Below are 25282 nucleotides of genomic sequence, written 5' to 3' on the forward strand. Positions count from 1 at the left end.
TCCCCGCAGGGAGAGGCACCCGCCGACCATGACCGTCCTCCGCCGCACCGCCGGGGTACTGGCCGCCACCGCCGTCATCGGGGCCGCCGTGCCCGCGACGACCGCGCTGGCCGCCGGTACCACCTCCCCGTCGCCGTCCGCGTCGACGGTGCTCCCGTCGGGGCTCTACGGCGGTTCGGACCCCAAGTTCGACGGCGTCTGGCGCCAGTCCCTCGCCCTGCTGGCCCAGCGCGCGGTGGGGGTGACCCCGGCCGCGAAGGCGGTGGACTGGCTGGCCGGGCAGCAGTGCGCGAACGGCGCGTTCGCCGCGTTCCGCGCCGAGCCGACGGCGGCCTGTGACGCCAAGGTGCCGGTCGACACGAACAGCACGGCCGCCGCCGTACAGGCGCTGAAGGCCGTCGGCGGGCACGACGCTGCCGCGGACAAGGCGGTGACCTGGCTGAAGTCGGTACAGAACAAGGACGGCGGCTGGGGCTACACCACGGGCTCGCCCAGCGACACCAACTCCACCGGCGTGGTCGTCGGCGCGCTCGCGACGGCCGGCGCGAGCGCGGACAGGTCGCCCTACGACCTCCTCGCCAAGTGGTCCGTCCCCTGCGACCAGGACGGCGGCGGGGCCCTCGCCTACCAGCCGGACAAGAAGACCGGGAAGCTGACCGCCAACGCGGACGCGACCGCGGCGGGGGTGCTCGAGGCCCTCGGCAAGGGGTTCGTGACGACGGCCGGGAAGGCCCCGGCGGAGGGGTATGTCTGCGCCAACTCCGACAAGGCCCTCACCCCCGCCGAGCTGGCCCGCAACGGCGCCGCCTACCTGGGGGACGCCACCGCCACCAAGGGCTACCTGGTCTCCGCCCTGCCCGGCGCCGAGCCCCAGCCGGACTACGGCAACACCGCCGACGCGGTGGTCGCCATGGCCGCGCAGGGCTGGACGAAGCCCGCGCAGAAGCCGTACGCCTGGCTGGAGGCGCACGCCGTGCCGTGGGCGAGGCAGAGCGGACCCGCGGCCTACGCCGAGCTGATCTTCGCGGCGCACGCGATGGGCAAGGACCCCCGTGACTTCGGCGGCACGAACCTGGTGACGGCGCTGAACGCGACCGGACCGGCCCCGGAGGCGGCCGCCACGAAGCAGGCCGAGGAGAAGGCCGGGGAGAAGAAGTCGGGCAGCAGCGTGTGGTGGATCGTCGGCACCGGGCTCGTCGCCGGTATCGGCATCGGCTTCCTGTTCAGCGGCCGCCGGAAGCAGCGGCAGCTGTGACCGCGGTCCGCCGTGCGGGGCTGCTGCTCCTGGCCGCGCTGACGTTGTGCGCGACGGCCGTGGGGCCGGCGGCGGCCACCGGATACCGCTACTGGTCCTTCTGGGAGCGGGACGGTGCGCGCTGGACGTACGCCACGCAGGGCCCGTCGACCGCGCGGCCCGGCGACGGTTCGGTCGAGGGCTTCCGCTTCGCGGTGAGCGAGGACTCGGCGGACGCGTCGCAGCCGCGCGGCACGGCCGAGTTCGGCACGATCTGTGCGGACACGCCCGCCGTCGGGGGCCGGAAGCGGGTGGGGCTGGTCGTCGACTTCGGTACGACGGCGGACGCGCCCCCCGGCGAGAAGCCGCCCACGCGGCGGACGGCCTGCGCGGTGGTGCCCGAGGACGCGACGGCGGCGGACGCCCTGGCGACGGTGGCGAAGCCGCTGCGGTACGACACGAACGCGTTGTTGTGCGCGATCGGGGGGTATCCGGCGCGAGGGTGCGGCGAGAAGGTGACCGCGGGGGCGGCCGGGGGCACGTCGGACGGCGGGCCGTCACTCGGGCTGCTGGCGGGTGCGGGGGTCGTCGTGGTCCTCGCCGCGGGAGCCTTCTGGCAGGCACGACGGCGCAGAAATGACTGACACCGCGGGCCGGTGGGGGCTCGACGCGCAGTTCCCCGCGCCCCTGACGGGGCACGACCCCGCCGCGGGCAGTCGGGGCGCCGCGGGACGGTGGGGGGTGCTCGCGCAGTTCTCTGCGGGCCTGGAGGGGCGGTGCAGTTCTTTGTTCAGGCTGCGGGCAGTCGTGCCGCTGGGGCGGCACGGGTGGGCGCAGGCGGTACCCCGCAAGCGCGGGCGAGCGGCCCGGTCCCCACGTGCCCGCGCCCTGCACCCCGGCGCCTGGTGGCTCTGGTCCCTCTCGCTGGGGGTCGGTGCGTCGCGGACGACCAACCCGCTCCTGCTCGGTCTGCTCATCGCCGTCTCCGCGTACGTCGTGGCCACCTGCCGCAGCCGGACCGCCCCCTGGTCCCGCTCCTACGCCGCGTTCGCCAGGCTCGGCCTCGCCGTGCTGCTCGTACGGCTCGCGTTCACCGTGGTCCTCGGCTCGCCCGTGCCCGGCGCGCACACCCTCGTCGCCCTCCCCGACATACCGCTCCCGCACTGGGCCCAGGGCATCCGCCTCGGCGGGAAGGTCACGGCCGAGGCGCTCGTCTTCGCGCTCTACGACGGGCTCCGGATCGCCACCCTCCTCGTCTGCGTCGGTGCCGCGAACGCGCTCGCCAACCCGGCCCGGCTGCTCAAGTCCCTGCCCGGCGCCCTGTACGAGCTGGGCGTGGCCGTCGTCGTCGCGCTCACCTTCGCACCGCACCTGGTGGCCGACGTGCAGCGGCTGCGGGCCGCCCGGCGGCTGCGCGGCCGGCCCGACTCCGGCCTCCGCGGCCTGCTCCAGGTCGCCCTCCCGGTCCTGGAGGGCGCGCTGGAGCGGTCGGTCGCCCTGGCCGCCGCGATGGACGCGCGCGGGTACGGCCGCAGCGCCGACGTCCCGGACCGGGTCCGCCGTACGACGGCCGGGCTCACCCTCGGTGGCCTGCTCGGCGTCTGCGCGGGGCTGTACGGGCTGCTCACCACCGAGGGCGGCGGCTACGGAGCGGCCGTCCTGCCGGCCGGGGTGGCCGCCGCGCTCGCGGGGCTGCGGCTCGGCGGCCGGCGTTCGCCGCGCACCCGGTACCGGCCGGACCCGTGGGACGCGCGGGCCTGGCTGGTGTCCGGGTCGGGCGCCGCCGTCGCCGCCCTGCTCACCCTGGCGTCCGTCCGCGACCCGGCCGCCCTGCAACCCGGGGTCGTACCCCTGGTGTCCCCCACTCTTCCGCTGTGGCCCGCGGCCGCCGTGCTGCTCGGTCTGCTGCCCGCCCTCGCCGTGCCGAAGGAGCCGTCGTGATCCGCTTCGAGGACGTCTCCGTGACGTACGAGGGCGCGGCCCGACCCGCCGTGCAGGGCGTCGACTTCGAGGTGCCGGAGGGTGAACTCGTCCTGCTGGTGGGCCCGTCCGGGACCGGGAAGTCGACGGTTCTGAACTCGGTGTGCGGGCTCGTGCCGCACTTCACCGGCGGCACCCTGCGCGGCCGGGTGACGGTGGCCGGCCGGGACACCCGTACCCACCGGCCGCGTGAACTCGCGGACGTCGTCGGCACGGTGGGCCAGGATCCGCTCGCCCACTTCGTGACCGACACGGTGGAGGACGAACTCGCCTACGGGATGGAGTCGTTGGGGATCGCCCCGGCGGTGATGCGGCGGCGGGTGGAGGAGACGCTGGATCTGCTGGGGCTCGCCGAGCTGCGGGACCGGGCGATCGCCACGCTCTCCGGCGGGCAGCGGCAGCGGGTCGCGATCGGGTCGGTGCTCACCCCGCATCCCGCGGTCCTGGTCCTCGACGAGCCGACCTCCGCGCTCGATCCGGCCGCCGCCGAGGAGGTGCTGGCCGTGCTCCAGCGACTGGTGCACGACCTGGGCACGACGGTGCTGCTGGCCGAGCACCGGCTGGAGCGGGTGGTGCAGTACGCCGACCGGGTCGTGCTGCTCCCGGGGGACGGGGCCGCGCCGGTGCACGGGACGCCCGCCGAGGTGATGGCCGTGTCTCCGGTGTGTCCGCCGGTGGTGGAGCTGGGGCGGGTGGCGGGGTGGTCGCCGCTGCCGATGACGGTGCGCGACGCCCGGCGGCGGGCGACGGCCGACGGGCTGCGGGAGCGGCTCGCCGGGCTGGTCCCGCAGCAGCGGCCCGCGAGCGCGACCGGCCCTGCGGCCGGTCCTGCGGCCGGTCCCGCTGCTCCCCTCGCCGAGGTCCGCTCCCTCGGCGTCCGCCGGGGCCGGGTCGACGCGCTGCGGGGCGTGGACCTGACCGTCGCCGCCGGGGAGACCGTCGCCCTCATGGGGCGCAACGGCGCCGGGAAGTCCACGCTGCTGGGCGCCCTGGTCGGGCTCGTCGAACCGGGCTCCGGCGCGGTCCGGGTCGGCGGCGCGGTCCCGCACCGCACGCGCCCCCGCGACCTCGTACGCCTGGTCGGGCTGGTCCCGCAGGAACCCCGTGACCTGCTGTACGCCGACACGGTCGGTGCCGAGTGCGCGGCCGCCGACCGGGACGCGGGGGCGGCCGCGGGGACCTGCCGCGGGCTGGTGTCCGAGCTGCTGCCGGGGGTCGCGGACGGCACGCACCCCCGTGATCTCTCCGAGGGGCAGCGGCTCGCCCTCGCGCTGGCCGTCGTCCTCGCCGCCCGGCCGCCGCTGCTCCTGCTCGACGAGCCCACCCGGGGCCTGGACTACGCGGCGAAGGCCCGGCTGGTCGGTGTGTTGCGCGGGCTCGCCGCCGACGGACACGCGATCGTGCTGGCCACGCACGACGTGGAGCTGGCCGCGGAGCTGGCGCACCGGGTGGTGCTGCTCGCGGAGGGCGAGGTCATCGCGGACGGGCCCACCGACGACATCGTCGTCTCCTCGCCGTCCTTCGCGCCGCAGGTGACGAAGGTCCTCGCACCCGAGCCGTGGCTCACCGTGACCCAGGTCCGCGAGGCCCTGGCATGACCGGCCCGGTGCGGCTCGGCCCCCGCTCGCTGGCCGCTCTCGTCCTGGTCAGCGCGGTCGGGGTGGTGGCCGTCGGCTGGCCGTTCCTCGCCCCGCCGTCCTCCCGGATCGCCTCGCACGCCCAGGACGCGCCCTGGCTCTTCGCCGGCCTGCTGGTGCTGCTGGTCGCCGTGCTGGCGGCGACGATCGCCGAGTCGGGGCTGGGCCCGAAGGCGGTCGCGATGCTGGGCGTGCTGGCCGCGACCGGGGCGGCGCTGCGGCCGGTCGGCGCCGGAACCGCCGGGATCGAGCCGATGTTCTTCCTGATGGTGCTGAGCGGGCGGGTGCTCGGGCCGGGCTTCGGGTTCACGCTCGGCTCGCTCACCATGTTCGCGTCGGCGCTGCTCACCGGCGGGGTCGGGCCGTGGCTGCCGTTCCAGATGCTGGCGATGGGCTGGTTCACGATGGGGGCCGGTCTGCTGCCGGGCGCCGGGCGGCTGCGCGGCCGTGGCGAGCTGGCACTGCTGGCGGGGTACGGCTTCCTGGCCGCGTTCGGCTACGGCCTGGTCGTCGACCTGGCGGGCTGGCCGCTGCTGGCGGGCAACGCCTCGAACCTCTCCTTCGACCCGCACGCCGGGGCCGCCGCCAACCTGGCCCGTTTCCTCGCCTACAGCCTGGCCACCGCCATGGGCTGGAACCTGGGCCGGGCCCTGTGCACGGTCGCCCTCACCCTCCTCCTCGGACCGGCGCTGCTGCGGGCGCTGCGCCGGGCCACCCGGCGGGCCGCTTTCGAGACCGCGGTCACATTCGACGGCCCCGGGACGTGAGGGGCCGTACGCGCCCGGTGACGCGACCGGTGAAGCACCCCACATGACGCACGTCACCTACGATCCGGAACAGTAGTCGGACTTTCCCGCCATATCCGGTTTGCCACCCACTCTGACCTGCGGTTCGAGACCCACGTCACACTGCGGACCAACCACGCCTGTGCGACCACCACTAGTAAAAGGGGTGATTGCGGGCGGCTTTCCGGACTGCTTCTCTGGACGACGTCGCCAGGCGCCACGAGCCCCCAGCGGGTCGCGGCGCCGACGCACACGGACAGCCCCCGCGGGTGGTTCCGGAGCACCCGGCGACTCCCTGTCCCCGACGAACGAGGTTCTCCGTGTCCGTGTCCTTCATCCGCCGCATCGCTTCCCCGAAGAAGGCCCTCACCACCGCCGCCGTGGCCGCTGCCGCCGCCGGCCTGGCTCTGACCGCGGCGCCCGCCCAGGCCGCCACCACGTCGGCCTCCTCCGCCCAGGCGATCGCGCACAAGATGATTCCGGACGCCGCACAGTTCAACGCGTTCAGCAAGATCGTCTCGCACGAGAGCGGCTGGAACCCCTCCGCCACCAACTCCTCCTCGGGCGCCTACGGCCTGGTCCAGGCCCTGCCCGGCTCGAAGATGGCGTCCGCCGGCTCCGACTGGAAGACCAACCCCGCCACCCAGATCAAGTGGGGTCTGGACTACATGAACTCCCGCTACGGCAGCCCGACCGCCGCCTGGAGCTTCTGGCAGGCCAACGGCTGGTACTGAGCCGGCCGACCCGCGCGCACCCGCGGTCGATCGCGGCCGAGCCGCGCACCCGCCGCTGATCCCCGGCGTCGCGCGCTGCTGAACCCCGGCACCCTCGCCCCTTCCCCGGGCGAGGGTGCCGTCGTGTGTCCCGGCACACCGCCGAAGCGGGCGGTGACCGGCGTCTCGGGGGAGGCAGGAACGGGGGCGTAGGGAGGGGGTGCTCCTGCCTCCCTCGGGACGGGCCGGCGGCGCCGGGAGCCGTCGGCCCGGGTCCGGGGAGTGGCGAAGGCGGGCTACGACGTGGTGACCTGGAGGTGCTTCACGCCGTTGATCCACGCCGAGCGGAGCCGGTCCGGGTCGCCGACGAGGCGCAGGTCCGGCATGGCGTCGGCGATCGCGTTGAAGATGAGGTCGATCTCGAGGACGGCCAGGGACTTGCCGAGGCAGTAGTGGGGGCCGCCGCCACCGAAGCCGAGGTGGGGGTTGGGGTCGCGGGTGATGTCGAAGGCGTCGGGGTCGGTGAAGACCTCGGGGTCGTGGTTGGCGGAGGCGTAGAAGACGCCGACCCGGTCGCCCTTGCGGATCAGCTTGCCGCCCAGCTCGGTGTCCTGGGTGGCGGTGCGCTGGAAGGAGTTGACCGGGGTGGCCCAGCGGACGATCTCCTCGGCCGCGGTCGCCGGGCGCTCGCGCTTGTAGAGGTCCCAGGCGTCGGGGTGGGTCAGGAACGCGTGCATGCCGTGGGTGATGGCGTTGCGGGTGGTCTCGTTGCCGGCCACCGCGAGCATCAGCACGAAGAAGCCGAACTCGTCGGAGTTGAGGTTGCCCTCGTCCTCGGCCGCCACCAGGGTGCTCACGATGTCCTTGGCCGGGCACTGCTTGCGGTCGGCCGCCATGTTCATCGCGTAGGCGATCAGCTCGGTGGCGGACTCGGCGCCCACCTCCTCGGTGATCGCGTACTCCGGGTCGTCGTACGAGATCATCTTGTTGGACCAGTCGAAGATCTTGGCCCGGTCGTCCTGCGGGATGCCGATGAGTTCCGCGATCGCCTGCAGGGGGAGCTCGCAGGCGACCTCGGTGACGAAGTCGAAGGGGCCGGTGTGGGCGCGGGCCGCCTCGACGATCGCCCCGGCGCGGGTACGCAGGCGCTCCTCCAGGGCCCGGATGGAGCGCGGGGTGAAGCCGCGCTGGATGATCTGGCGGACCCGGGTGTGCTCGGGCGGGTCCATGTTCAGCAGGATCAGCCGCTGGGCGTCGATCGCGTCCCGCTGGATGTGCTCGCCGAAGCGGATGATCGCCGTGTTGAGCCAGGAGGAGAACAGCTCGGGGTGCGTGGAGACGTACTTGACGTCCGCGTGCCGGGTGACGGCCCAGTAGCCGTCGTCCGCGAAGCCGGCGATGCCGTGCGGCTGTTCGATCCAGCGGACCGGTTCGGCCTGGCGCAGCGCGGCGAACTCCGGGAGCGGCACCCGGTGATGGAGCAGGTCGGGGTCGGTGAGGTCGAACCCGTCGGGCAGCGCGGGACAGGGCATGGCGACTCACTCCCACCGTGTACGGACTGGACGTGTCGGCGTCCCGGCGGTCGGCCGGACAGCCGTCTGACGGACCATCAGGAATGCCGGTTGCCGTGAAGGTAATAACGGGTTCTACAAGTCGCAAGGGGCACGGTCCCCCCAATTGCATGCACCCCTCTTGCGGTTGTGGAAGGACTGTCAGCAGACTGCACGCAGAACTAGTACGCGTTCTAGTTCTGCGTGGCGGGCCGGGCCGGGACGCCCCTGCGCCGCGCGGGTGACCGAGGAGAGGACCGAGCCCCCATGGCCGCGGAACCCGTGATCGTCGAAGCCGTACGCACCCCCATCGGCAAGCGCGGCGGCGCGCTCGCCAACCTCCATCCCGCCTACCTCCTGGGCGAGACCTACCGTGAACTCCTCGGCCGCACCGGCATCCCCGCCGACGCGGTCGAGCAGATCGTCGGCGGCACGGTGACCCACGCCGGCGAGCAGTCCATGAACCCCGCGCGTACCGCCTGGCTGACCATGGGGCTGCCGTACGAGACCGCGGCCACCACCGTCGACTGCCAGTGCGGCTCCTCGCAGCAGGCCTCGCACATGACCGCCAACATGATCGCCGCCGGGGTCATCGACGTCGGGATCAGCTGCGGGGTCGAGGCGATGTCCCGGGTGCCGCTGGGCTCGGGCTCCAAGCACGGGCCGGGCAAGCCCTTCCCCGACGAGTGGAACGTCGACCTGCCCAACCAGTTCGAGGCCGCCGAGCGCATCGCCCGCCGCCGGGGCCTGACCAGGGCGGACGTCGACGCGCTCGGGCTGCTGTCGCAGGAGCGGGCGGCGCACGCCTGGGCCGAGGAACGCTTCAAGCGCGAGACCTTCGCCGTCCAGGTGCCGACGACGGAGGAGGAGCAGCACTCCGGTCAGGGCATGTGGCGCCTCGTCGACAGGGACGAGGGGCTGCGGGACACGTCCGCGGAGGCGCTGGCGGGTCTGAAGCCGGTGATGCCGACCGCCGTGCACACGGCGGGCAACTCCTCCCAGATCTCGGACGGCGCCGCCGCCGTCATGTGGGCGTCCAAGCGGATGGCGCGCGCCCTCAAGCTCCGCCCCCGGGCCCGGATCGTCGCCCAGGCCCTGGTCGGCGCCGACCCGCACTTCCACCTCGACGGCCCGGTCGACGCGACCCGCGCGGTGCTCGGCAAGGCCGGCATGAGCCTCAGGGACATCGACCTCGTCGAGATCAACGAGGCGTTCGCGTCGGTGGTGCTCAGCTGGGCGCAGGTCTTCGAGCAGAGCCTGGACAAGGTCAACGTCAACGGCGGCGCGATCGCCCTCGGTCACCCGGTGGGCGCGACCGGCGCCCGCCTCATCACCACCGCCCTGCACGAACTGGAGCGCACCGACAAGGAGTTCGCCCTCGTCACCATGTGCGCGGGCGGCGCCCTGGCGACCGGGACGATCCTCCAGCGGCTGTAGGAGCTGCTCCGGACGGCGGCTCTGCGGCTGGAAGTGCCGCAATGGGCCGCCGTTCGTCCGCGACGCCGTCGTGGCTGGTCGCGCAGTTCCCCGCGCCCCTTCGGGGCGCTGCCGCCCGCGGCCCCTGCAGCAGATACCCCACGCCGAACCCCGCGCCGACCACCGCCGCCCCGCCCACCGCGTCCAGCACCCAGTGGTTGCCGGTGCCGATGATGGCGGTGACGGTGAGCAGGGGGTGGATCAGGCCGAGCGCCTTCAGCCACCACCTGGGGGCGACGACGGCGATGACGATCCCGCACCACAGCGCCCAGCCGAAGTGCAGCGAGGGCATCGCCGCGTACTGGTTGGTCAGCTGGGTGAGGGTGCCGTAGTCCGGCTTGGCGAAGTCCTGCGGGCCGTGCACGGTGTCGATGATGCCGAGGCCCGGCATCAGGCGGGGCGGGGCCAGCGGGTAGAGCCAGAAGCCGATCAGGGCGAACCCGGTGGCGAAGCCGAGGGCGGTGCGGGCCCAGCGGTAGTCGACCGGGCGGCGGAGGTAGAGGACGGCGAGCACGGTCAGCGGGACGACGAAGTGGAAGGACTCGTAGTAGAAGTCGAGGAAGCTCCGCAGCCGGCCGATGCCGTACACGGTGTGGTTGGCCCAGTGCTCGATGTCGAGGTGCAGGAACCGCTCGATGTCGTGGATCTGGTGCCCGTGGCGCTCGGCGCGGGCCCGCCCCGAGGTGCCGTTCCCGTCGCCGGCGGCGGCCAGCCGTATCTGCTGGTAGGCGAAGTAGACCAGCCGCATCGCGACCAGTTCGAGGAAGAGGTTGGGGCGGGTCAGCACCCGGCGCAGCGAGGAGGCCGGCGGGACCTGCCGGAAGCGGGCCGGGACCGGCCGCGCGTAGTGCGTCGGGACCGGCCGGGCGAACTCCGGGGCGGTGCGGGACAGGAAGGGGACGACCGTGGCCGCGGCCAGGGCGGCGAGCAGGATCGTGTTGTCCCGCACGGGTACGAAGAGCGACTGGTTCGGCAGCATCGCCTTGCCGGGCAGCGTCATCACGAGGAGGACCACGACCGGCCACACGGTCCGGTCGGCGGTGCGCCGCCCGGCCCGGCCGACCACCGCGAGCAGCACCCACAGCAGCTGGTGCTGCCAGGCGGTCGGTGACATCGCCACCACCGCACAGCCGGTGATCGCGACGGCGAGCAGCAGCTGCCCGTCACGGGCGTAGCGCACCGCGCGGCGCAGCGCGACGACGGACACGGCCGCGCCCAGCGCCAGGAACAGCACGATCTCCAGCGGGCCGCTCAGCCCGAACCGCAGCAGGGCGCCGTGCAGCGACTGGTTGGCGAGCGCGTCCGCCTCGCCGCCGAGGCCGGTGCCGGCGATGTGGTGGATCCAGTAGGTGTACGAGTCGTGCGGCAGCGCCGCCCAGGCCAGCGCCGTGCAGACGGCGAAGGTCGCGCCGGTGGCGACGGCGCCCCGGCGGCGGCCGGTGAACCACAGCAACGGGGCGAAGAGCAGCAGGGCCGGCTGGAGGGCGGCGGCCAGTCCGACGCAGACTCCGCTGTCGCGCTGCCCGCGGGCCGCGAAGCAGCCGAGGAGCACCAGCAGCACCGGGATGATGCTGGTCTGGCCGAGCCAGAGGGTGTTGCGGACGGGCAGCGAGAGCATCAGCAGGCTGATCGCGACCGGTGCGGCCAGCAGCGAGGTGCGGCGGCTCACCGGCTGCGGCAGCGCGCGGGCGGCGACCAGGCCGAGGGCGACCACCAGCAGCAGCGTGCCGAAGGTCCAGCCCCAGCCGAGGGCCTGCTCGGCGGCTCTGGTGAGCGGCTTGAGCACCAGCCCGCCGAACGGGGTGCCGGTGAACTGCGTCGAGTCGTACAGGGACCCCTTGACGTGCAGCACGCCCTCGGGGCCGACCCAGGTCTCCAGGTCCGTCAGCCGGTCCCCGCTCGGGGTGGCGAGGACCACGGCCAGCTGCCGTACGACGAGGATCGCGGCCACCGCCCACAGGCCGAGCCGGACCATTCTGAACCGCGCTCCGGCTTCCGCCCCGCCGAATGCCTCTCCCGCTCGCCCGCTGTGCTCCACGTTCGCCACGCCTCGCCGGCCTCCCGCCGCGTCCCGCACATCGTTGGGAACCCTTCGAGGCTCCCACCACCTCTGTGCACAGACGCAGGCAACCCACTCTTCACCTGACATCCGGTCGCCTTTTGACCGGAAGACGACGAAGTCGACAAGGCACGGGCCGCGTGGTTGCCCCCACGGAGCGCGACAAGGATCACAGTGCCGGGCCTGCATACGGCCACGTGAGCGGGCAGACGTGCCTGCGTACAGCGCATTTAACTGCACTGTGCAGGTAAGTGCGTGCGCGACGTAACGCCCCCAAGTGCTCCTATCGTCGCTTTTCGTCCCGTCCAGCGCCGTACGGGCCGCGCCCCTGTCCCCCACGAAAGGTAGGCGAGCCCCGTTTTGGCGACCGCCACAGCAGTCACCCCGTCCGCGCAGGTTCCCGGCCCCCGTACGGCCACCGCCCCCGCGCCGACCGTCACCGACCCCGCGCTGGTGAAGCGCGCCGTGAAGGCGGCCGCGCTCGGCAACGCCATGGAGTGGTTCGACTTCGGCGTCTACAGCTACATCGCGGTGACGCTGGGCAAGGTCTTCTTCCCGTCCGGCAGCCCGACCGCCCAGCTGCTGTCCACGTTCGGCGCCTTCGCCGCGGCCTTCCTGGTCCGCCCGCTCGGCGGCATGGTCTTCGGCCCGCTCGGCGACCGCGTGGGCCGCCAGAAGGTCCTCGCCCTCACCATGATCATGATGGCGGCGGGCACCTTCGCGATCGGCCTGATCCCGTCGTACGCGTCGATCGGCGTCGGCGCCCCGCTGCTGCTCCTCGCCGCCCGCCTGGTCCAGGGCTTCTCCACCGGCGGCGAGTACGCGGGCGCGTCCACGTTCATCGCCGAGTACGCGCCGGACAAGAAGCGCGGCTTCTTCGGCAGCTGGCTGGAGTTCGGCACGCTGGCGGGCTACATCGGCGGCGCCGGCCTGGTGACCCTGATGACGGCCCTGCTGTCCGCGGACGACCTGACCTCCTGGGGCTGGCGCATCCCCTTCCTGATCGCGGGCCCGATGGGCATCGTCGGCCTCTACCTGCGGATGCGCCTGGAGGAGACCCCGGCGTTCGCCGCGGAGGTCGAGAAGGCCGAGTCCGCCCGCCCGAAGGTCCCGCTCCGCGAGATGATCACCAGCCAGTGGCCGGCCCTGCTCCTGTGCATGGCCCTGGTCCTGGTCTTCAACGTCACCGACTACATGCTCCTGTCGTACATGCCCAGCTACCTCACCAGTGAGCTGAAGTACGACGAGACGCACGGCCTGCTGGTCGTCCTCGGCGTGATGGCGCTGATGATGATCGTCCAGCCGTTCGCCGGCGCCCTCACCGACCGTGTCGGCCGCCGTCCGGTGATCGCGGCGGGCTGTGCGGGCTTCCTGTTCCTCTCCGTGCCCGCCCTCCTGCTGATCCGCCAGGGCAGCCTGCTCGCGGTCGGCCTCGGCATGGGCGCCCTCGGCCTCCTCCTGGTCTGCTTCACCGCAGCGATGCCGGCCGCCCTCCCGGCCCTCTTCCCCACCCGGGTCCGCTACGGCTCCCTGTCGATCGGCTTCAACATCTCGGTCTCCCTCTTCGGCGGCACCACCCCGCTCGCGGTGACGGCCCTGATCGGAGCGACGGGAAACCTGATGATGCCCGCGTACTACATGATGGCCGCGGCGGTGGTGGGCGGCTTCGCCGCCTGGCGCATGACAGAGACAGCAGGCAAGCCCCTCCCGGGCTCGGCACCGGCCATCGAACCGCCCCGCTAGAACCGCCCCGAGGGGGCGCCGGGGGTACCCCCGGCCGAAGGCCGGGGGAGGAACTGTGCAGATCCACCACTCACCTGCGCCCCTCGAACAACCCGCCCCCTCGGCCCGTACCGTCGGTGGACAGACGGTGGCGGTCCGGAACGGCCCAGGGAGCACGCCCTCCGCCATACCGTCCGCGGTCCTGATCGACGGCAGCGCGGAGGGCATCGGTTCATGTTCGGCCGGCGGCGACCCCGCGGACGCGCCCGCGTGCTCGCGGTCCTCCTCGTCCTCACCGGCATCCAGCTCGGCCGGCTCGCCGCCCCCGCTTTCGCCCGCGGCGCCCTCGTCCCCGGCGCCGGCCGGCAGGTCACCGTCGGCCGGGAGGAGTCCGTCCTGCGCTGGGACGGCACCCGCGAACAGATCGTGATGCGCCTGACGGTCGACGGCGACGCGGACCGCGCCGCCTGGATCATGCCCGTCCCGCACCGCGCCACCCCGTCCCGCACCGCGCCACCGTCGCCCTCGCCGACCCGGCCCTCTTCGACCAGCTGCACACCCTCACCGCCCCGGTGCACCGCACCCGCCTCCACTTCTGGCCAAAGGACGGCGACTGACCCCTCACCACCAGCAGGGCCGCCTCCCCCGGCCCGCCCGGCGCCGGTGCCCACGCCCCCCGCGTCGGCGTTGTCGACCGCCAGCGGCTCGGCCCGTTCGACGTGGCCCAGCTGACCGCCACCGACCCCGGCGCCCTGGACGGCTGGCTGCGCAGCAACGGCTTCCCCTTCCCGCCCCGCCTGGGCACCGCGCTCCAGCCCTACGTCGCGGACCACTGGGAGTACGTCGCCGTCAGACTCGCCCCGGAGACCGCGGACACCGCGCTGCACGGCGCCCTCGACCCGCTCCGCCTCGCCTTCGCCAGCGACCGTCCGGTCTACCCGATGCGGCTGTCCGGGCTCGCGGTCACCCCGCAGTCGCTCGGCCTGTACGTTCTCGCCGCGCACCGCATGGAGCCGCGCTCGGCGATCGGCGGCGAACGCCCCCGGGTCGTCTACGCCGGCCGTCTCGGCCACCCGGCGGGCGAGCTGGGCGAGCTGGCCGCCGGCACCCCGTACCTGACGGCGATCGGCCAGGAGTTCCCCCATCCCTCCCGGATCACCGGCGACCACGTGCTGCGGCAGGCGGCCTCCGACACCCCGTTCCAGCAGGTCGTCCACGAGGACCGGCTGCGTGAGGTGGCCGGTGTCCCGGCCTGGCTGCTGACGGCCGCCGCCGTACTGCTGCCGGCCGTCACGACCGCCTGCCTCACGGCCGTACGACACTCCCGTCGCCCACCGCTGCCACCCCCGCCGCCGCCCCCAGTAGTGCTATCCAGGTAGCTGTCACTGGACAGCCATGTGCATAGGCGAAAGGCAGCGGACGCATGAGCGGCTCTCAGCTCTGGGACGACGTCGACTTCTACTTCACCAGCCACCTGTCACCGGACGACGAGTCGCTGCAGGCGGCCCTGAGGGAGAGCGAGGCGAACGAGCTTCCGCACGTCAACGTCACCGCCAACCAGGGCAAACTGCTCCAGCTCCTCGCCCAGATCCAGGACGCCCGGAACATCCTGGAGATCGGCACCCTCGGCGGCTACAGCACCATCTGGCTGGCCCGGGCCCTGCCCGCCGACGGCAGGCTGATCTCGCTGGAGTACAGCGCCCGGCACGCCGAGATCGCGGTCCGCAACATCGCCCGCGCGGGACTGGAGAAGCTGGTCGAGGTGCGGGTGGGGCCCGCCCTGGAGTCGCTGCCCAAGCTCGCCGACGAGAACCCGGCCCCCTTCGACCTGGTCTTCATCGACGCCGACAAGGCCAACAACCCGCACTACGTGGAGTGGGCGCTGCGGCTCACCCGCACCGGCAGCCTGATCGTCGTCGACAACGTGGTGCGCGGCGGCCGGGTCGTCGACGCCGAGAGCGCCGAGCCGGACGTGGTCGGCACCCGCGCCGCGATCGAGCTGATCGCGGCCCACCCGAGGCTGACCGGCACGGCGATCCAGACGGTCGGCAGCAAGGGCTACGACGGCTTCGCGCTGGCGCGGGTCCTCGACTGACCAGGCCGGGCCGCCCGGAAGACGCCGCTCAACCCTCCTGGTAGAAGCCCACGTTGACGCTGCGCGGGGCGGTGCGGTCCCGGATGACGATCTCGCCGGAGCCGCCCCGGGGCAGCGCGACCGTGCCGCCGTACGCGATGGCCTGGGCGTACTCGCCGACGGTCAGCAGCACCTCGGAGGAGGGTTCGGCCTGGGAGCCGCGCAGCCAGGTGACCTGCCAGCCGCCCTCGGGCCCGCACAGGAACTCCAGGTGCACCCGGGAGACGAACAGCCAGTCGTCGGGCGTCGTGAGCCGGCAGGCGGCGGCGTCGCGGCCCACCCGGAGCACGGCACCCGGGTCGCTGGGCGCGTCGGCCATGAGCATTCCGGCCGTCTCGCCCGCTTCTCCGGACACGGAGGCCATGGTGAGTTCGAGCACGTGCGTTCCCCCTGCGCGGTTCCTGAATCCTTCGTGATCCGTCGTGGATCTCCGGCGCATGATAAAACGCCCGGCCGGGCCGCGTCCGGCACAATGGAGTCATGACCGAGCGAAAGCCACCCGGGGTGCCGTTCGAGTCCTGGGTGGACAAGCAGATCCAAGACGCCCAGCGGCGCGGTGAGTTCGACCGGCTGCCGGGCGCGGGCGAGCCGTTGCCCGCCGCCCTGGAGACGTCGTACGACGAACTGTGGTGGATCAAGCGGAAGATGGCCCGGGAGGGCCTGGCCGTGCTGCCCCCGACGCTCGCCCTGCGCAAGGAGGCCGAGGACGCGCTGGCGGCCGCCTACGCGGCGCCTTCGGAGCGGATCGTCCGCAGGATCATCACGGATGTCAACGTCCGGATCCGCGACATGATGTTCAAGCCGCCGCCCGGGCCCCCGCTGGGCAAGAAGCCGTACGACGTCGAGGAGGTCGTACGCGAGTGGCGGGAGCGCCGGGCAGCGGCAGGTGCGGGACCGGCCGGGGAGCCGGACGCACCCGGGGAGTGACTCACATGTGCAGCAGCCGGTCCGCCAGTTCGCGGTAGTCGCGCAGGGCCAGCCGGAGCTGCTCGGTGTCGGCGCTGGCGGGGCGGTTCGCGTCGGCGGACTGCCAGCTGCCGCGCAGGGTGCGGCGGCGCCGGTCGATGGCGTCGGTGAAGCGGGCGCTGATCTCCTCGACGGCCCGGTCGGCCTCCTCGACGGCCGTCCGCGGCTCGTCGACGAAACCGGTGACCGCGTGCTGGAGCCGGCGCTCCAGCTGTCCGCACTCCTCGCGGGGCATCAGCTGCTCGCCGCCGCGGCCCGCGTCCGCCTCGTGTCCCGGGCCGTCGCCGGCCACCAGGACCGCCTGCCCGGCCGCGCCCCGGTCGTCCGGGGCCGCCCTGCGTTCGGGTTCCCGTTCCTGCTGTCCCGGGGTGACACCGCTGACGGCGGCTTCGTCCCGGTCGGTCGTCCCCTCCTCGCGTCCCGGGGGCATCGCGGTACCGCCGGGATACACGTCGCCGCCGACGGGGCGGCGGCCCGTTGATCCGGTCCTGGCGTCGGTCATGTCGGTCAACTCTCCTTCGGGCGGCTCTGGTCGGCGGACCAGGGCAGGTGTCCGCCGGTGTCGGCACCGACACCGGCGCGGTGCCGGCCGTGCTCGTGGGACGACTCGTGGGACGAGGGGGCGACCAGGTCGTCGAAGAGGGAGCGGGCCTCGATCATGGCCGTCCGCATCTCCTCGGTCCCGGCCTGGCTCTGCGGCGACCCGCCCACGGGCGCCTGGACGACGCGGTGGACGCGGCGGTAGCCGTCGACGTGGTCGGCGTGGTGCACGGAGAGCGCGGCCACCTGGTCCTCGTAGTCGGCTCCGGCCGGGAAGCCGCGGTCGGCGGCCAGTTCGGCGAGCAGCCGGTCGATCTCGGCCACGGACTCCCGGGGCGAGTCCACGAAGTGCTCCTGTGCGGTGGTCCAGCGGGCCGCGTAGCGTTCGCGTTCCGCCGGTTCCAGTTCGCGCTCGTGCAGTTCGCCGTGGCGCCGCACCCGCTCGGTGAGTTCCTGCTCGGCCGCCTTGGTGTCGCCGCCGTGCTGGGCCACCGTCCGCTCGTACTCGGGTCCGAAGCGCCGCTTCAGGCCCTGCGGGCCGCTGCCCCTGGCACGCACGGCCAGCAGGGCCGCGACGACGACCACGGCGGCCACGATCACGATCGCGATGATCAAGCCTGTGGACATGGTTGCCTTCCGGTGTCTCGGCCCGACGGGCCGTCTCCCCCACCGGGTGACCCGCACACCGCCTCGCAAACAGCCCGGCCGGGCGGACCCGGAACCGGCCGCCGATATCCGGTTGCGCGGACCGCCCCGGGCCGCCGGACACTACGGCCCATGACCTCCTGGACGATCACCCCGCAACGCCCGGACTCCGCCGCCGCCCGCGCCCTGTGGCGGGCGTACTACACGGAGGTCAGCGACCGCTGGTACCTCCGCCACGAGGGCCGCCGCACCGACCCGGCCGAGCTGGAACGGGAGATCGCGGCCCGGCCGGGCTCCGAACTGGCGCCGCCCACCGGCCTGTTGCTGATCGCACGGTACGACGGCGAGCCGGCCGGCAGCGCGGGCGTACGGCTCCTGGACCCGGCCACCGCCGAACTCACCCGGGTCTTCGTGCACGAGGGGTTGCGCGGCCGGGGCGGGGCCGCGCTCCTCGTCGCGGCGGCCGAGGAGGCGGCCCGTGCCCTCGGGGCCGCGCGGATCGTCCTGGACACCCGCACCGACCTGGTGGAGGCCCGCGCCCTCTACGCGCGGCTCGGCTACACGGAGACCGCGCGGCACAACGACGACCTCTACGCCGAGCACTGGTTCGCCAAGGAGTTCGTCAGCTGACCTGCCCGGCCGCGGGGTGCTGCGGCTGCTCGCGTTCGGTGCCGCAGAGTTCGTCGGTCAGTTCCTTCACCAGGCGGTCCAGGTCGGTGGGCCGGTCCGGGCTCCACCAGTCGCCGAGGAGGTCGGCCAGGGACTCCTCGCGGGCCCCGGCGAGCCGGTCGGCGACCTCGCGGCCCTGCTCGGTGAGGGTCAGGTCGAGGCCCAGGCGGTCGGCGAGGTGCCGCTCCTCCAGCTGGCGGGCGCCCGCCAGGACGACGTTCATCGGGACGACGCCGCGCTCGGCGAGCCGCCCCGGCTCCACGGAGCCGTACTTCCGGATCCGCAGCAGCAGCCAGCCGGCGGCGGGCAGCAGGTCGGCGTACCCGGCCCGCGCGTTGATCTTCCGGTAGACCTCCCGGCGCCCCTCCCGGGTGCCGAGCAGGGACAGCGCCCGGGAGCACTCGTCGTAGGACGACCGCTGGACCGGGTTGGGCGGGATGGTCTCGGAGGCGTCCGGTGCGGTGACCGAGCCGCGCAGCGGGTCCTCCTTCAGGAGCCAGGCGAGCGCGAAGCCGAGGAGGGCGACCGGGGCCGCGTACAGGAAGACGTCGGTGATCGAGGACGCGTACGCGTGCAGGGCGGCCGGGCGCAGCGCGGGCGGCAGGCCCGCGATGCCGCGCGGGTCGGCCTTGAGGGCGTCCGGGGTGATGCCGGGCGGCAGGCGGACGCCGCGGAAGGCGTCGGCGAGCTTGTCGGCGAGCCGGCTCGCGAAGACGGAGCCGAAGACGGCGACCCCGAAGGAGGCCCCGATGGAGCGGAAGAAGGTCGCGCCGGAGGTGGCGACGCCGAGGTCCTCGTACGAGACGGCGTTCTGGACTATCAGCACCAGCACCTGCATGACCAGGCCGAGGCCCAGGCCGAAGACGAAGAAGCAGGCGCTCATCTCGGCGGTCGAGCTGTGCTCGTCGAGCCGGTGCAGGAGCAGCAGCCCGATGGTGGTCACGCCGGTGCCGGTGACCGGGAACACCTTCCAGCGCCCGGTGCGGCTGACGATCTGCCCGGAGAGCGTGGAGGACAGCAGCAGCCCGACCACCATCGGCAGCATGTGCACGCCCGACAGGGTCGGTGAGATGCCCTGCACGACCTGGAGGAAGGTCGGCAGATAGGTCATCGCGCCGAACATCGCGAACCCGACGATGAAACTGATCACGGCCGCGAGGGTGAAGGTGCGGATGCCGAAGAGCTGCAGCGGGAGCACCGGTTCGGCGGCCCGCCGCTCGACGGCGACGAAGGCGCCGGCGAGCACCACCCCGACGACCACGAGCCCGATGATCTGCGCCGACCCCCACGCCCATGTCGTCCCGCCCAGCGAGGCCACCAGGACCAGACAGGTGGCGACGGCGGCGATCAGGAGGGTGCCGAGGTAGTCGATGACGTGGTGGGCCCTGCGGCGCGGGATGTGCAGCGCGGCGGCTATCACCGCGAGCGCGACGACGCCGACGGGCAGGTTGACGTAGAACACCCAGCGCCAGCTCAGCTGCTCGGTGAGCACCCCGCCGAGCAGCGGCCCGAGCACGCTGGTCGTGCCGAACACGGCACCGAACAGCCCTTGGTACCGCCCCCGTTCGCGCGGCGGCACGATGTCTCCGACGATCGCCATCGACAGCACCAGCAGGCCGCCGCCGCCCAGCCCCTGCAGGGCGCGGAAGCCGATCAGCTCGCCCATGTCCTGCGCCATCCCGCACAGCGCCGACCCGACGAGGAAGATCACGATCGCGAGCTGGAAGAGCCGCTTGCGCCCGTACTGGTCGCCGAGCTTGCCCCACAGCGGGGTGGCGGCGGTGGAGGCCAGCAGGTAGGCGGTGACCACCCACGAGAGGTGTTCGAGGCCCCCGAGGTCGCTGACGATGGTCGGCAGCGCCGTCGACACGATCGTCTGGTCCAGCGCGGCCAGCAGCAGCCCGAGCAGCAGCGCGCCGATCGGGACCAGCACGTTGCCGGGTACCCGCTCCGCGTCCTTCGCCTGGGTGGGCGTCGTTTCCAGGGCCATGGAGACCTCCCGGGGCTTTCGGCCATCTTCCATCGTGGACGGTGTCACCCGGTATGGCCCGTCGAGTCCTTTTCGGTGCCTGTGAGACGAGGGGATCCGGAGAACGTACGTGAGGGCGCTCCGCATAATCTGTGGAGTTCGTGAGGGGAGGGACGAACGCCGTGACGGATACGCCGGGGAGCGGGGGCCACCAGTGCCCGGAGTGCGGGACGCCGAAGGGGCCGGACGGCTCCCCCGCCTGCGAGTGCAACCAGCGCACCGCCGACGCGTTGCGCGACGCGCGTACGGCCGAACAGGCGGCGGCGGAGGACTTCGACCCGCTGCGGATACGGCCGTACGTCGCCATCGAGGCGGACGCGGCGGTCGGTCCCGGTGACGGGACCGCGCCGCTGCCGGTCCTGCCGGAGCCGACCGTGCCGTTGCGGACGGTGGCCGCGGAGGCGGCCGAGGCGGCGCCGGCCCGGCAGCCGCGCCGGGGACCGCGGTGGGCCCTGCTGCTGGCGGTCGCCGGGGCGGTGGCCGCGATCATCGCGGTGGCGGGGTTAGCGAGCGGTCTGTTCGCCCGCATGACGCCGACGAGGGACGGGGCGGCACCGGCGGACGTACGGCAGAGCGTCCCGGACGTGACCCCGAGCACCGCGTCGCCCTCGGCCGCGGCGCCGGTCTCCTCGCCGTCGTCCTCGCCCTCGGCCACACCGTCCGGGCCGGCGAGTCCGAGCGCGTCGCGCTCCCCGTCCCCGACGCCGTCCGGCACGCCGGCCTCCCCCACCCCCTCCCGCTCCGCGCCCCCCGCCGGCTCGGCCACCACGGCGGGCACGGCGGCCTCCGCGCAGCCGTCCACGGCCCCGGTCCTCCGCCCCGGCGACACCGGGGCGGAGGTGACCGAGCTCCAGCAGCGGCTGGCGCAGCTGAACCTCTACACCGGGCAGGCCGACGGCCACTACGACCGCCGGACCGAGGACGCGGTACGCACGTACCAGCTGGCGCGAGGCATCCTGACCGACGAGTCGGGGGTGTACGGAACGGCTACGCGGGCGGCGCTGGAGGCGGAGACGTCGGAGCCGTAGGGGGCGGGCCGACGGGGGGTACGGGGCCGTCGGGGTCGGCGAGGGGTGCCTGGTCGGGACGGTTGCGGCGTTGGTTGCGGTAGTGGGTGTCCGCGGGTGAGTGGGGGCTTGTCGCGCAGTTCCCCGCGCCCCTTAGGGGGCCTGCTCAGCTGCGGGCGGTCGTGCCGCTGGGGCGGCACGGGCGGGCGCTTGGGGGTTCCCCCGGCCGAAGGTGGGGGAGGCACACCCGGCGAGCGCCGGTGAGCGTCCCTACCCCCGGCCTCAGGCTTCGTCGACGTGGATTCGGATCGCGCCGTCCGCCAGTGACTCGACGTGTACCTGTGTCAGGTCGCGGACCACCGCGTCCGGTCCGTGTGCGCCGGCGCGTGCGCCGATGCCGATGACGCGCATCCCGGCCGCGTGCCCCGCCGCGATCCCGGCGCCCGAGTCCTCGAAGACCACGCAGTCCGCCGGCGCGACGCCCAGCTCCGCCGCCCCCTTCAGAAAGCCCTCGGGGTCCGGCTTGCTGGCGCCCACCGACTCCGCGGTCACCCGCACCGCCGGCAGCGGCAGCCCGGCGGCGGCCATCCGCACCGTGGACAGCGCCACGTCCGCCGAGGTCACCAGCGCGTGCGGCAGCCCCTGGAGGGAGGCGAGGAAGGCCGCGGCGCCCGGCACCGCCACCACGCCCGCCACGTCGGCCGTCTCCTCCGCCAGCATGCGCGCGTTGTCCGCGAGGTTCTGCTTCATCGGCCGGTCCGGCAGCAGCACGGCCATGGACGCATGTCCCTGGCGCCCGTGCACCACCTTCATGACCTCGTCGCCGTCCAGCCCGTGCCGCTCGGACCAGCGCCGCCAGATGCGTTCCACGACGGCGTCGGAGTTGACGAGGGTGCCGTCCATGTCGAGCAGGAGGGCGCGGGCGGTGAGGACGGTGGCCGTCATCGGGCAGCTCCTAGTACACGGGCCGAAAGCAGGCCGGGCAGAAACAAGGCGGCCCCGCCCGCCGGTCAGGGAAAACGGGCGGGAGCCACTTTGTTCCCCCACGGTACAAAACAGAACGCCGATCCCGCCACCACCTTCGCCGACCGTTCACCGACTCTTCAGCTCGACCCGGCGGACCGGGGGCGGTTCCGGCCCGCTCAGCCCGCGATCGCCTCCCACAGGCTCCACACGCCCAGCGCCAGCATCAGCACCGCCGCGATCTGCGTGATCAGCCGCAGCGGCACCTTCTTCATGAGCGCCTTGCCGCCGACGATGCCGAGTCCGGCGACCGCCCACAGGCCGAGCACGGCGCCGAGGCCGACGGAGAGCGGGTCGTCGTAGCGGGCCGCGAGGTTCGCCGTCATGATCTGCGTGAGGTCACCGAACTCGGCGACCAGGATGAGCATGAACCCGGTGCCGGCGACCTTCCAGAAGGACTGGTCGGCCGGCCTGCGGATCTCCTCGTCCTCCTCGTCCTTCCTCATCAGCAGCACGGCCGCGCCACCGAGGAAGAGCACGCCGGTCAGCGCGTGCACGATCTGCTGCGGGAGCAGGGTCAGGACACTGCCGGCCGCCACGGCGAGCACGACGTGCAGGAGGAAGGCCGCGGCGACACCGGCGAAGACGTACGACGCCCGGTAGCGCGTGCCCAGGACGAGACCGGCGAGCGCGGTCTTGTCGGGCAGTTCGGCGAGGAAGATGACGCCGAAGACGAGCGCCGTCACGGTGATGCTGATCAAGAGTCCTCAATCGGTCGGGGGCCACCCCACCGAGAGCACCGCACTTCGCGGACGATCACCTCGGCAGGCCAGCGCACACGGGCACCCGTGCCGTACGGCACGGGCGTGCACTGCTTGCCGAAGGTCTCGCTGGCGGACTCGCGACCGAGATGGCCGAGGTCGCCTCCGGGCGCCGGCTCAGACGAGCTGAGCAGTATGTCGACGGTCCGGCGAAGAGCTACTCCCCTTCAACAGCCACCACGGTACGTGACGACCGCGCCGATCCCCAAGGCCGAGGTCCCCGTCTGTGAGTCACGTCGCACACCTTGTCGCGTCATGCACACGTCACTAACTTCTTACCGGGCGCTCACCCCACGGCAACACCAGAACGCGAGCATTCCCACGCCCGCGCTCCAACACCCCACCCCCACAAGGGAGTTCGTATGCCGAGATTCTACGCGCGTCGACGGCTCAGCATACTCGCCGCGTTCACCGGCCCGACAGCCTCCGCCGCCCTCCTCGACTCCCCGAGCGCCTCCACCGCCCTCCCCACCCCGGTCAGCGCCTCCACCGCCCGCACCTACCCCGCCTCCCTCACCGTGGCCGCCGAGAACCGCACCGGCTACGAGCGCGACCTCTTCCCGACCCGGGACACCGTCAGCGGCACCTGCAACACCCGCGAGTGGATCCTCGAGCGGGACGGCACGAACGCCGTCACCAACTCCGCCTGCACCGCGACCAGCGGTTCCTGGTACTCCCCCTACGACGGCGCCACCTGGACCGCCGCGTCCGACGTCGACATCGACCACCTGGCATCCGCCCCCGTGATGCACCAGGCGCCTGAAGCAGCAGTTGAAGACGTTGACGACATACCGCTCACACACGCGATGGCGCCCCGGACCGGCCGGACGGCCGCTCCTGATACGGAGACGAATCTGCCCGCCGAGGCCCGCGGTCTGTAGCCCGGAGTGTGCCGCGGGGCCCAACGATCGGCGGCACAGCCCGGACGACAGACCGCTGCCCAACGTCCGCGAAACGCCCCTGTCATGAGCCTGACCATCCGAGGAGATCGAGATTCCCATGCCTTCCCGAATACGGATAGCGACTGCCACCGGTTCTGCTCTCGCCTTGGCGATCAGCGGCCTCATCCTCGGCGCCAGCGCCGGCACCGCACAGGCCAGCACCTGTTCCCAGTCCTATCTGCCGCTTCCTGACCCGACGTGCACGCCGGGTGTGTACAACCCCGACGTCACCCAGTCGACGATCAACTCCACGATCTGCGTGTCCGGCTGGACGGCGACCGTCCGCCCGCCCACCTCCTACACCAACGCGCTCAAAGCGCAGGGGATCATCGACTACGGCTACAGCGACACGAACATGTCCGACTATGAGGAAGACCACCAGATCCCCCTCGAACTCGGCGGATCACCGCGGGACCCGGGCAACCTGTGGCCCGAGCCGCACTCCGGCACCAAGAACTCCACCACCAAGGACGGTGTGGAGACGAAACTGAAGAACGCGGTGTGCAAGGGCACCATCACCCTCAACGCTGCCCGCACCGCGATCAAGACGAACTGGACCACGGCTCTCAGCGTCACCGGCATCGGCTAGAAGGGAACTGGCCGGTGACGTTTGTCTGGTATCAGGCGTCACCGGCCAGTGCCTGTCACTCGTACTGGGCAAGCGCCCGCCGCAGAGCGAGGTTCTCGCCTTGCGCGACTTCCGGGGCCTTGCGGAGCCTTGCCACCTCCTCGCGGTGAGCCTGCTGTTGCCGCGTCAGGCGTGCACTCAGCGCTCGCACAGCAGCCGAGGTCGAGGAGTTCGGTCGGACGACCCGCCGGAATCGCGGAAGCCGCTCCACTCCTGGCTCGGTGCCGTTCGATCTGATCACGCAGTTCGGGGCTTCGGTGGAGGAAGTCCGTGCTGACCCCCGGCCTGGCGGGCTACCGCGGTGAAACTGATCGGCTTGCGTGCCTTGGTCAGCTCGGCAAGGGCAGTGCGGGCCCGCTTCTCGCGTCACGCCATCGCCCATGGCCACCCGCTGCGTACTGGCCACCGCGCCCCTCCGTCAGCACCGTCAGCGGCACCGAAACCAAGGTACGGACAACACCTGGTACCGCTCGCCGAGGCCTGGGACTCCGGTGCCGGCAAGTGGACCACGGCCCAGCGCGAGGCCTTCGCCGACGACGTCACCCGCCCGCAGCTCCTCGCCGTCACGGACAACGTGAACCAGTCCAAGGGCGACCAGGACCCGGCCACCTGGATGCCGTCCCTCACCTGGTACCGCTGCACCTACGTCCGCGCCTGGGTCCAGGTGAAGTACTACTACAACCTCTCCGTGGACTCCGCCGAGAAGAGCGCGCTCACCGGCTGCCTCTCCGCCTGCTGAGCACCGGAACCTCCCCGCGGGCCTCCGTCGTTCCGTACCGTACG

General features: G+C 73.1%; 22 protein-coding genes and 3 pseudogenes. 17 read left to right on the top strand and 8 right to left on the bottom strand.

Features of this window, described 5'->3' with window-relative positions; genetic code table 11:
* Nucleotides 1-28 precede the first annotated feature (28 nt).
* The 6 genes from AB0472_RS00635 (at nucleotide 29) to AB0472_RS00660 (ending at nucleotide 6370) form a co-directional block, all read left to right on the top strand.
* Nucleotides 29-1255: a prenyltransferase/squalene oxidase repeat-containing protein gene (locus AB0472_RS00635; RefSeq protein WP_366352114.1), complete on the top strand. Its 1227-nt coding sequence runs from the start codon at nucleotides 29-31 to the stop codon at nucleotides 1253-1255.
* Entirely contained in the window at nucleotides 1252-1878 is a 627-nt protein-coding gene (locus AB0472_RS00640) for an SCO2322 family protein (RefSeq protein ID WP_366352115.1), read from the top strand. Before AB0472_RS00635 ends, AB0472_RS00640 begins: the two co-directional genes overlap by 4 nt.
* The gene (locus AB0472_RS00645) at nucleotides 1871-3175 is read left to right on the top strand and encodes an energy-coupling factor transporter transmembrane component T (RefSeq protein ID WP_366352117.1); all 1305 of its coding nucleotides are present in this window, start codon (nucleotides 1871-1873) and stop codon (nucleotides 3173-3175) included. The genes AB0472_RS00640 and AB0472_RS00645 overlap by 8 nt, the downstream gene beginning before the upstream one ends.
* Complete coding sequence (locus AB0472_RS00650) at nucleotides 3172-4812, top strand: ATP-binding cassette domain-containing protein (protein WP_366352118.1); 1641 nt, start codon at nucleotides 3172-3174, stop codon at nucleotides 4810-4812. Before AB0472_RS00645 ends, AB0472_RS00650 begins: the two co-directional genes overlap by 4 nt.
* A complete protein-coding gene (locus tag AB0472_RS00655; protein ID WP_366352120.1) occupies nucleotides 4809-5618 on the top strand; it encodes an ECF transporter S component in 810 nt (269 codons plus the stop codon). The genes AB0472_RS00650 and AB0472_RS00655 overlap by 4 nt, the downstream gene beginning before the upstream one ends.
* Nucleotides 5619-5956: 338 nt before the next feature.
* Nucleotides 5957-6370, top strand: coding sequence for a transglycosylase SLT domain-containing protein (locus AB0472_RS00660; RefSeq protein WP_351954760.1), 414 nt, complete (start codon nucleotides 5957-5959; stop codon nucleotides 6368-6370).
* Between the two features lie 275 nt (nucleotides 6371-6645).
* On the opposite strand, the gene AB0472_RS00665 is transcribed toward AB0472_RS00660, so the two are convergent.
* Nucleotides 6646-7881 (bottom strand): cytochrome P450, encoded by a 1236-nt coding sequence (locus AB0472_RS00665; RefSeq protein WP_366352122.1) that lies wholly within the window; start codon nucleotides 7879-7881, stop codon nucleotides 6646-6648.
* A gap of 285 nt (nucleotides 7882-8166) precedes the next feature.
* Here AB0472_RS00665 and AB0472_RS00670 point away from each other — a divergent pair, with 285 nt between their 5' ends.
* Entirely contained in the window at nucleotides 8167-9336 is a 1170-nt protein-coding gene (locus tag AB0472_RS00670) for a steroid 3-ketoacyl-CoA thiolase (RefSeq protein WP_366352124.1), read from the top strand.
* On the opposite strand, the gene AB0472_RS00675 is transcribed toward AB0472_RS00670, so the two are convergent.
* Nucleotides 9281-11422 (bottom strand): bifunctional glycosyltransferase 87/phosphatase PAP2 family protein, encoded by a 2142-nt coding sequence (locus tag AB0472_RS00675; RefSeq protein WP_366352126.1) that lies wholly within the window; start codon nucleotides 11420-11422, stop codon nucleotides 9281-9283. The genes AB0472_RS00670 and AB0472_RS00675 overlap by 56 nt on opposite strands.
* A 372-nt stretch (nucleotides 11423-11794) precedes the next feature.
* Here AB0472_RS00675 and AB0472_RS00680 point away from each other — a divergent pair, with 372 nt between their 5' ends.
* The 4 genes and pseudogenes from AB0472_RS00680 to AB0472_RS00695 all read left to right on the top strand — a co-directional run bounded on the left by AB0472_RS00680 (nucleotide 11795) and on the right by AB0472_RS00695 (nucleotide 15251).
* Complete coding sequence (locus tag AB0472_RS00680) at nucleotides 11795-13177, top strand: MFS transporter (protein WP_366352128.1); 1383 nt, start codon at nucleotides 11795-11797, stop codon at nucleotides 13175-13177.
* Between the two features lie 213 nt (nucleotides 13178-13390).
* Nucleotides 13391-13567, top strand: a pseudogene (locus AB0472_RS00685) (DUF2330 domain-containing protein); the annotation flags it as partial.
* 140 nt (nucleotides 13568-13707) lie between these two features.
* Nucleotides 13708-14535: pseudogene (locus tag AB0472_RS00690) on the top strand (DUF2330 domain-containing protein).
* A gap of 44 nt (nucleotides 14536-14579) precedes the next feature.
* Nucleotides 14580-15251 carry an O-methyltransferase gene (locus AB0472_RS00695; RefSeq protein ID WP_366352130.1) on the top strand — a complete coding sequence of 224 codons (672 nt, stop codon included), beginning with the start codon at nucleotides 14580-14582 and terminating at the stop codon, nucleotides 15249-15251.
* Nucleotides 15252-15279: 28 nt separating this feature from the next.
* Here the strand turns inward: AB0472_RS00695 and AB0472_RS00700 are convergent, their stop codons facing one another.
* Nucleotides 15280-15669, bottom strand: coding sequence for a hypothetical protein (locus AB0472_RS00700; RefSeq protein WP_366352131.1), 390 nt, complete (start codon nucleotides 15667-15669; stop codon nucleotides 15280-15282).
* A gap of 101 nt (nucleotides 15670-15770) precedes the next feature.
* Between AB0472_RS00700 and AB0472_RS00705 the strand changes: the two genes are divergently transcribed.
* Nucleotides 15771-16217 (top strand): DUF1992 domain-containing protein, encoded by a 447-nt coding sequence (locus AB0472_RS00705; RefSeq protein ID WP_366352133.1) that lies wholly within the window; start codon nucleotides 15771-15773, stop codon nucleotides 16215-16217.
* A gap of 1 nt (nucleotide 16218) precedes the next feature.
* Here the strand turns inward: AB0472_RS00705 and AB0472_RS00710 are convergent, their stop codons facing one another.
* Nucleotides 16219-16758, bottom strand: coding sequence for a hypothetical protein (locus tag AB0472_RS00710; RefSeq protein ID WP_366352135.1), 540 nt, complete (start codon nucleotides 16756-16758; stop codon nucleotides 16219-16221).
* 5 nt (nucleotides 16759-16763) lie between these two features.
* Nucleotides 16764-17423 (bottom strand): hypothetical protein, encoded by a 660-nt coding sequence (locus AB0472_RS00715; RefSeq protein WP_366352136.1) that lies wholly within the window; start codon nucleotides 17421-17423, stop codon nucleotides 16764-16766.
* A 150-nt stretch (nucleotides 17424-17573) separates the two neighbouring features.
* Here AB0472_RS00715 and AB0472_RS00720 point away from each other — a divergent pair, with 150 nt between their 5' ends.
* On the top strand, nucleotides 17574-18071 hold the full coding sequence (locus tag AB0472_RS00720) for a GNAT family N-acetyltransferase (protein WP_366352138.1): 498 nt from the start codon (nucleotides 17574-17576) through the stop codon (nucleotides 18069-18071).
* On the opposite strand, the gene AB0472_RS00725 is transcribed toward AB0472_RS00720, so the two are convergent.
* On the bottom strand, nucleotides 18064-20100 hold the full coding sequence (locus AB0472_RS00725) for an MFS transporter (RefSeq protein WP_366352139.1): 2037 nt from the start codon (nucleotides 20098-20100) through the stop codon (nucleotides 18064-18066). The two genes, AB0472_RS00720 and AB0472_RS00725, sit on opposite strands and share 8 nt — an antisense overlap.
* Nucleotides 20101-20261: 161 nt before the next feature.
* Between AB0472_RS00725 and AB0472_RS00730 the strand changes: the two genes are divergently transcribed.
* The gene (locus tag AB0472_RS00730; protein WP_366352141.1) at nucleotides 20262-21167 is read left to right on the top strand and encodes a peptidoglycan-binding domain-containing protein; all 906 of its coding nucleotides are present in this window, start codon (nucleotides 20262-20264) and stop codon (nucleotides 21165-21167) included.
* Nucleotides 21168-21428: 261 nt separating this feature from the next.
* On the opposite strand, the gene AB0472_RS00735 is transcribed toward AB0472_RS00730, so the two are convergent.
* Nucleotides 21429-22091, bottom strand: coding sequence for an HAD-IA family hydrolase (locus tag AB0472_RS00735; protein WP_366352143.1), 663 nt, complete (start codon nucleotides 22089-22091; stop codon nucleotides 21429-21431).
* 197 nt (nucleotides 22092-22288) lie between these two features.
* A complete protein-coding gene (locus tag AB0472_RS00740) occupies nucleotides 22289-22870 on the bottom strand; it encodes a TMEM165/GDT1 family protein (RefSeq protein ID WP_366352144.1) in 582 nt (193 codons plus the stop codon).
* Between the two features lie 422 nt (nucleotides 22871-23292).
* Between AB0472_RS00740 and AB0472_RS00745 the strand changes: the two genes are divergently transcribed.
* From AB0472_RS00745 to AB0472_RS00755, 3 genes and pseudogenes are all read left to right on the top strand, one after another.
* A complete protein-coding gene (locus AB0472_RS00745; RefSeq protein WP_366352145.1) occupies nucleotides 23293-23811 on the top strand; it encodes a hypothetical protein in 519 nt (172 codons plus the stop codon).
* A gap of 166 nt (nucleotides 23812-23977) precedes the next feature.
* A complete protein-coding gene (locus AB0472_RS00750; RefSeq protein ID WP_366352146.1) occupies nucleotides 23978-24460 on the top strand; it encodes a hypothetical protein in 483 nt (160 codons plus the stop codon).
* A 496-nt stretch (nucleotides 24461-24956) separates the two neighbouring features.
* Nucleotides 24957-25238 (top strand): annotated as a pseudogene (locus AB0472_RS00755) (DUF1524 domain-containing protein); the annotation flags it as partial.
* Nucleotides 25239-25282: the final 44 nt, after the last annotated feature.

It is taken from the genome of Streptomyces sp. NPDC086777, from assembly GCF_040702065.1.
In the GTDB taxonomy this organism is placed as follows: Bacteria; Actinomycetota; Actinomycetes; order Streptomycetales; family Streptomycetaceae; genus Streptomyces.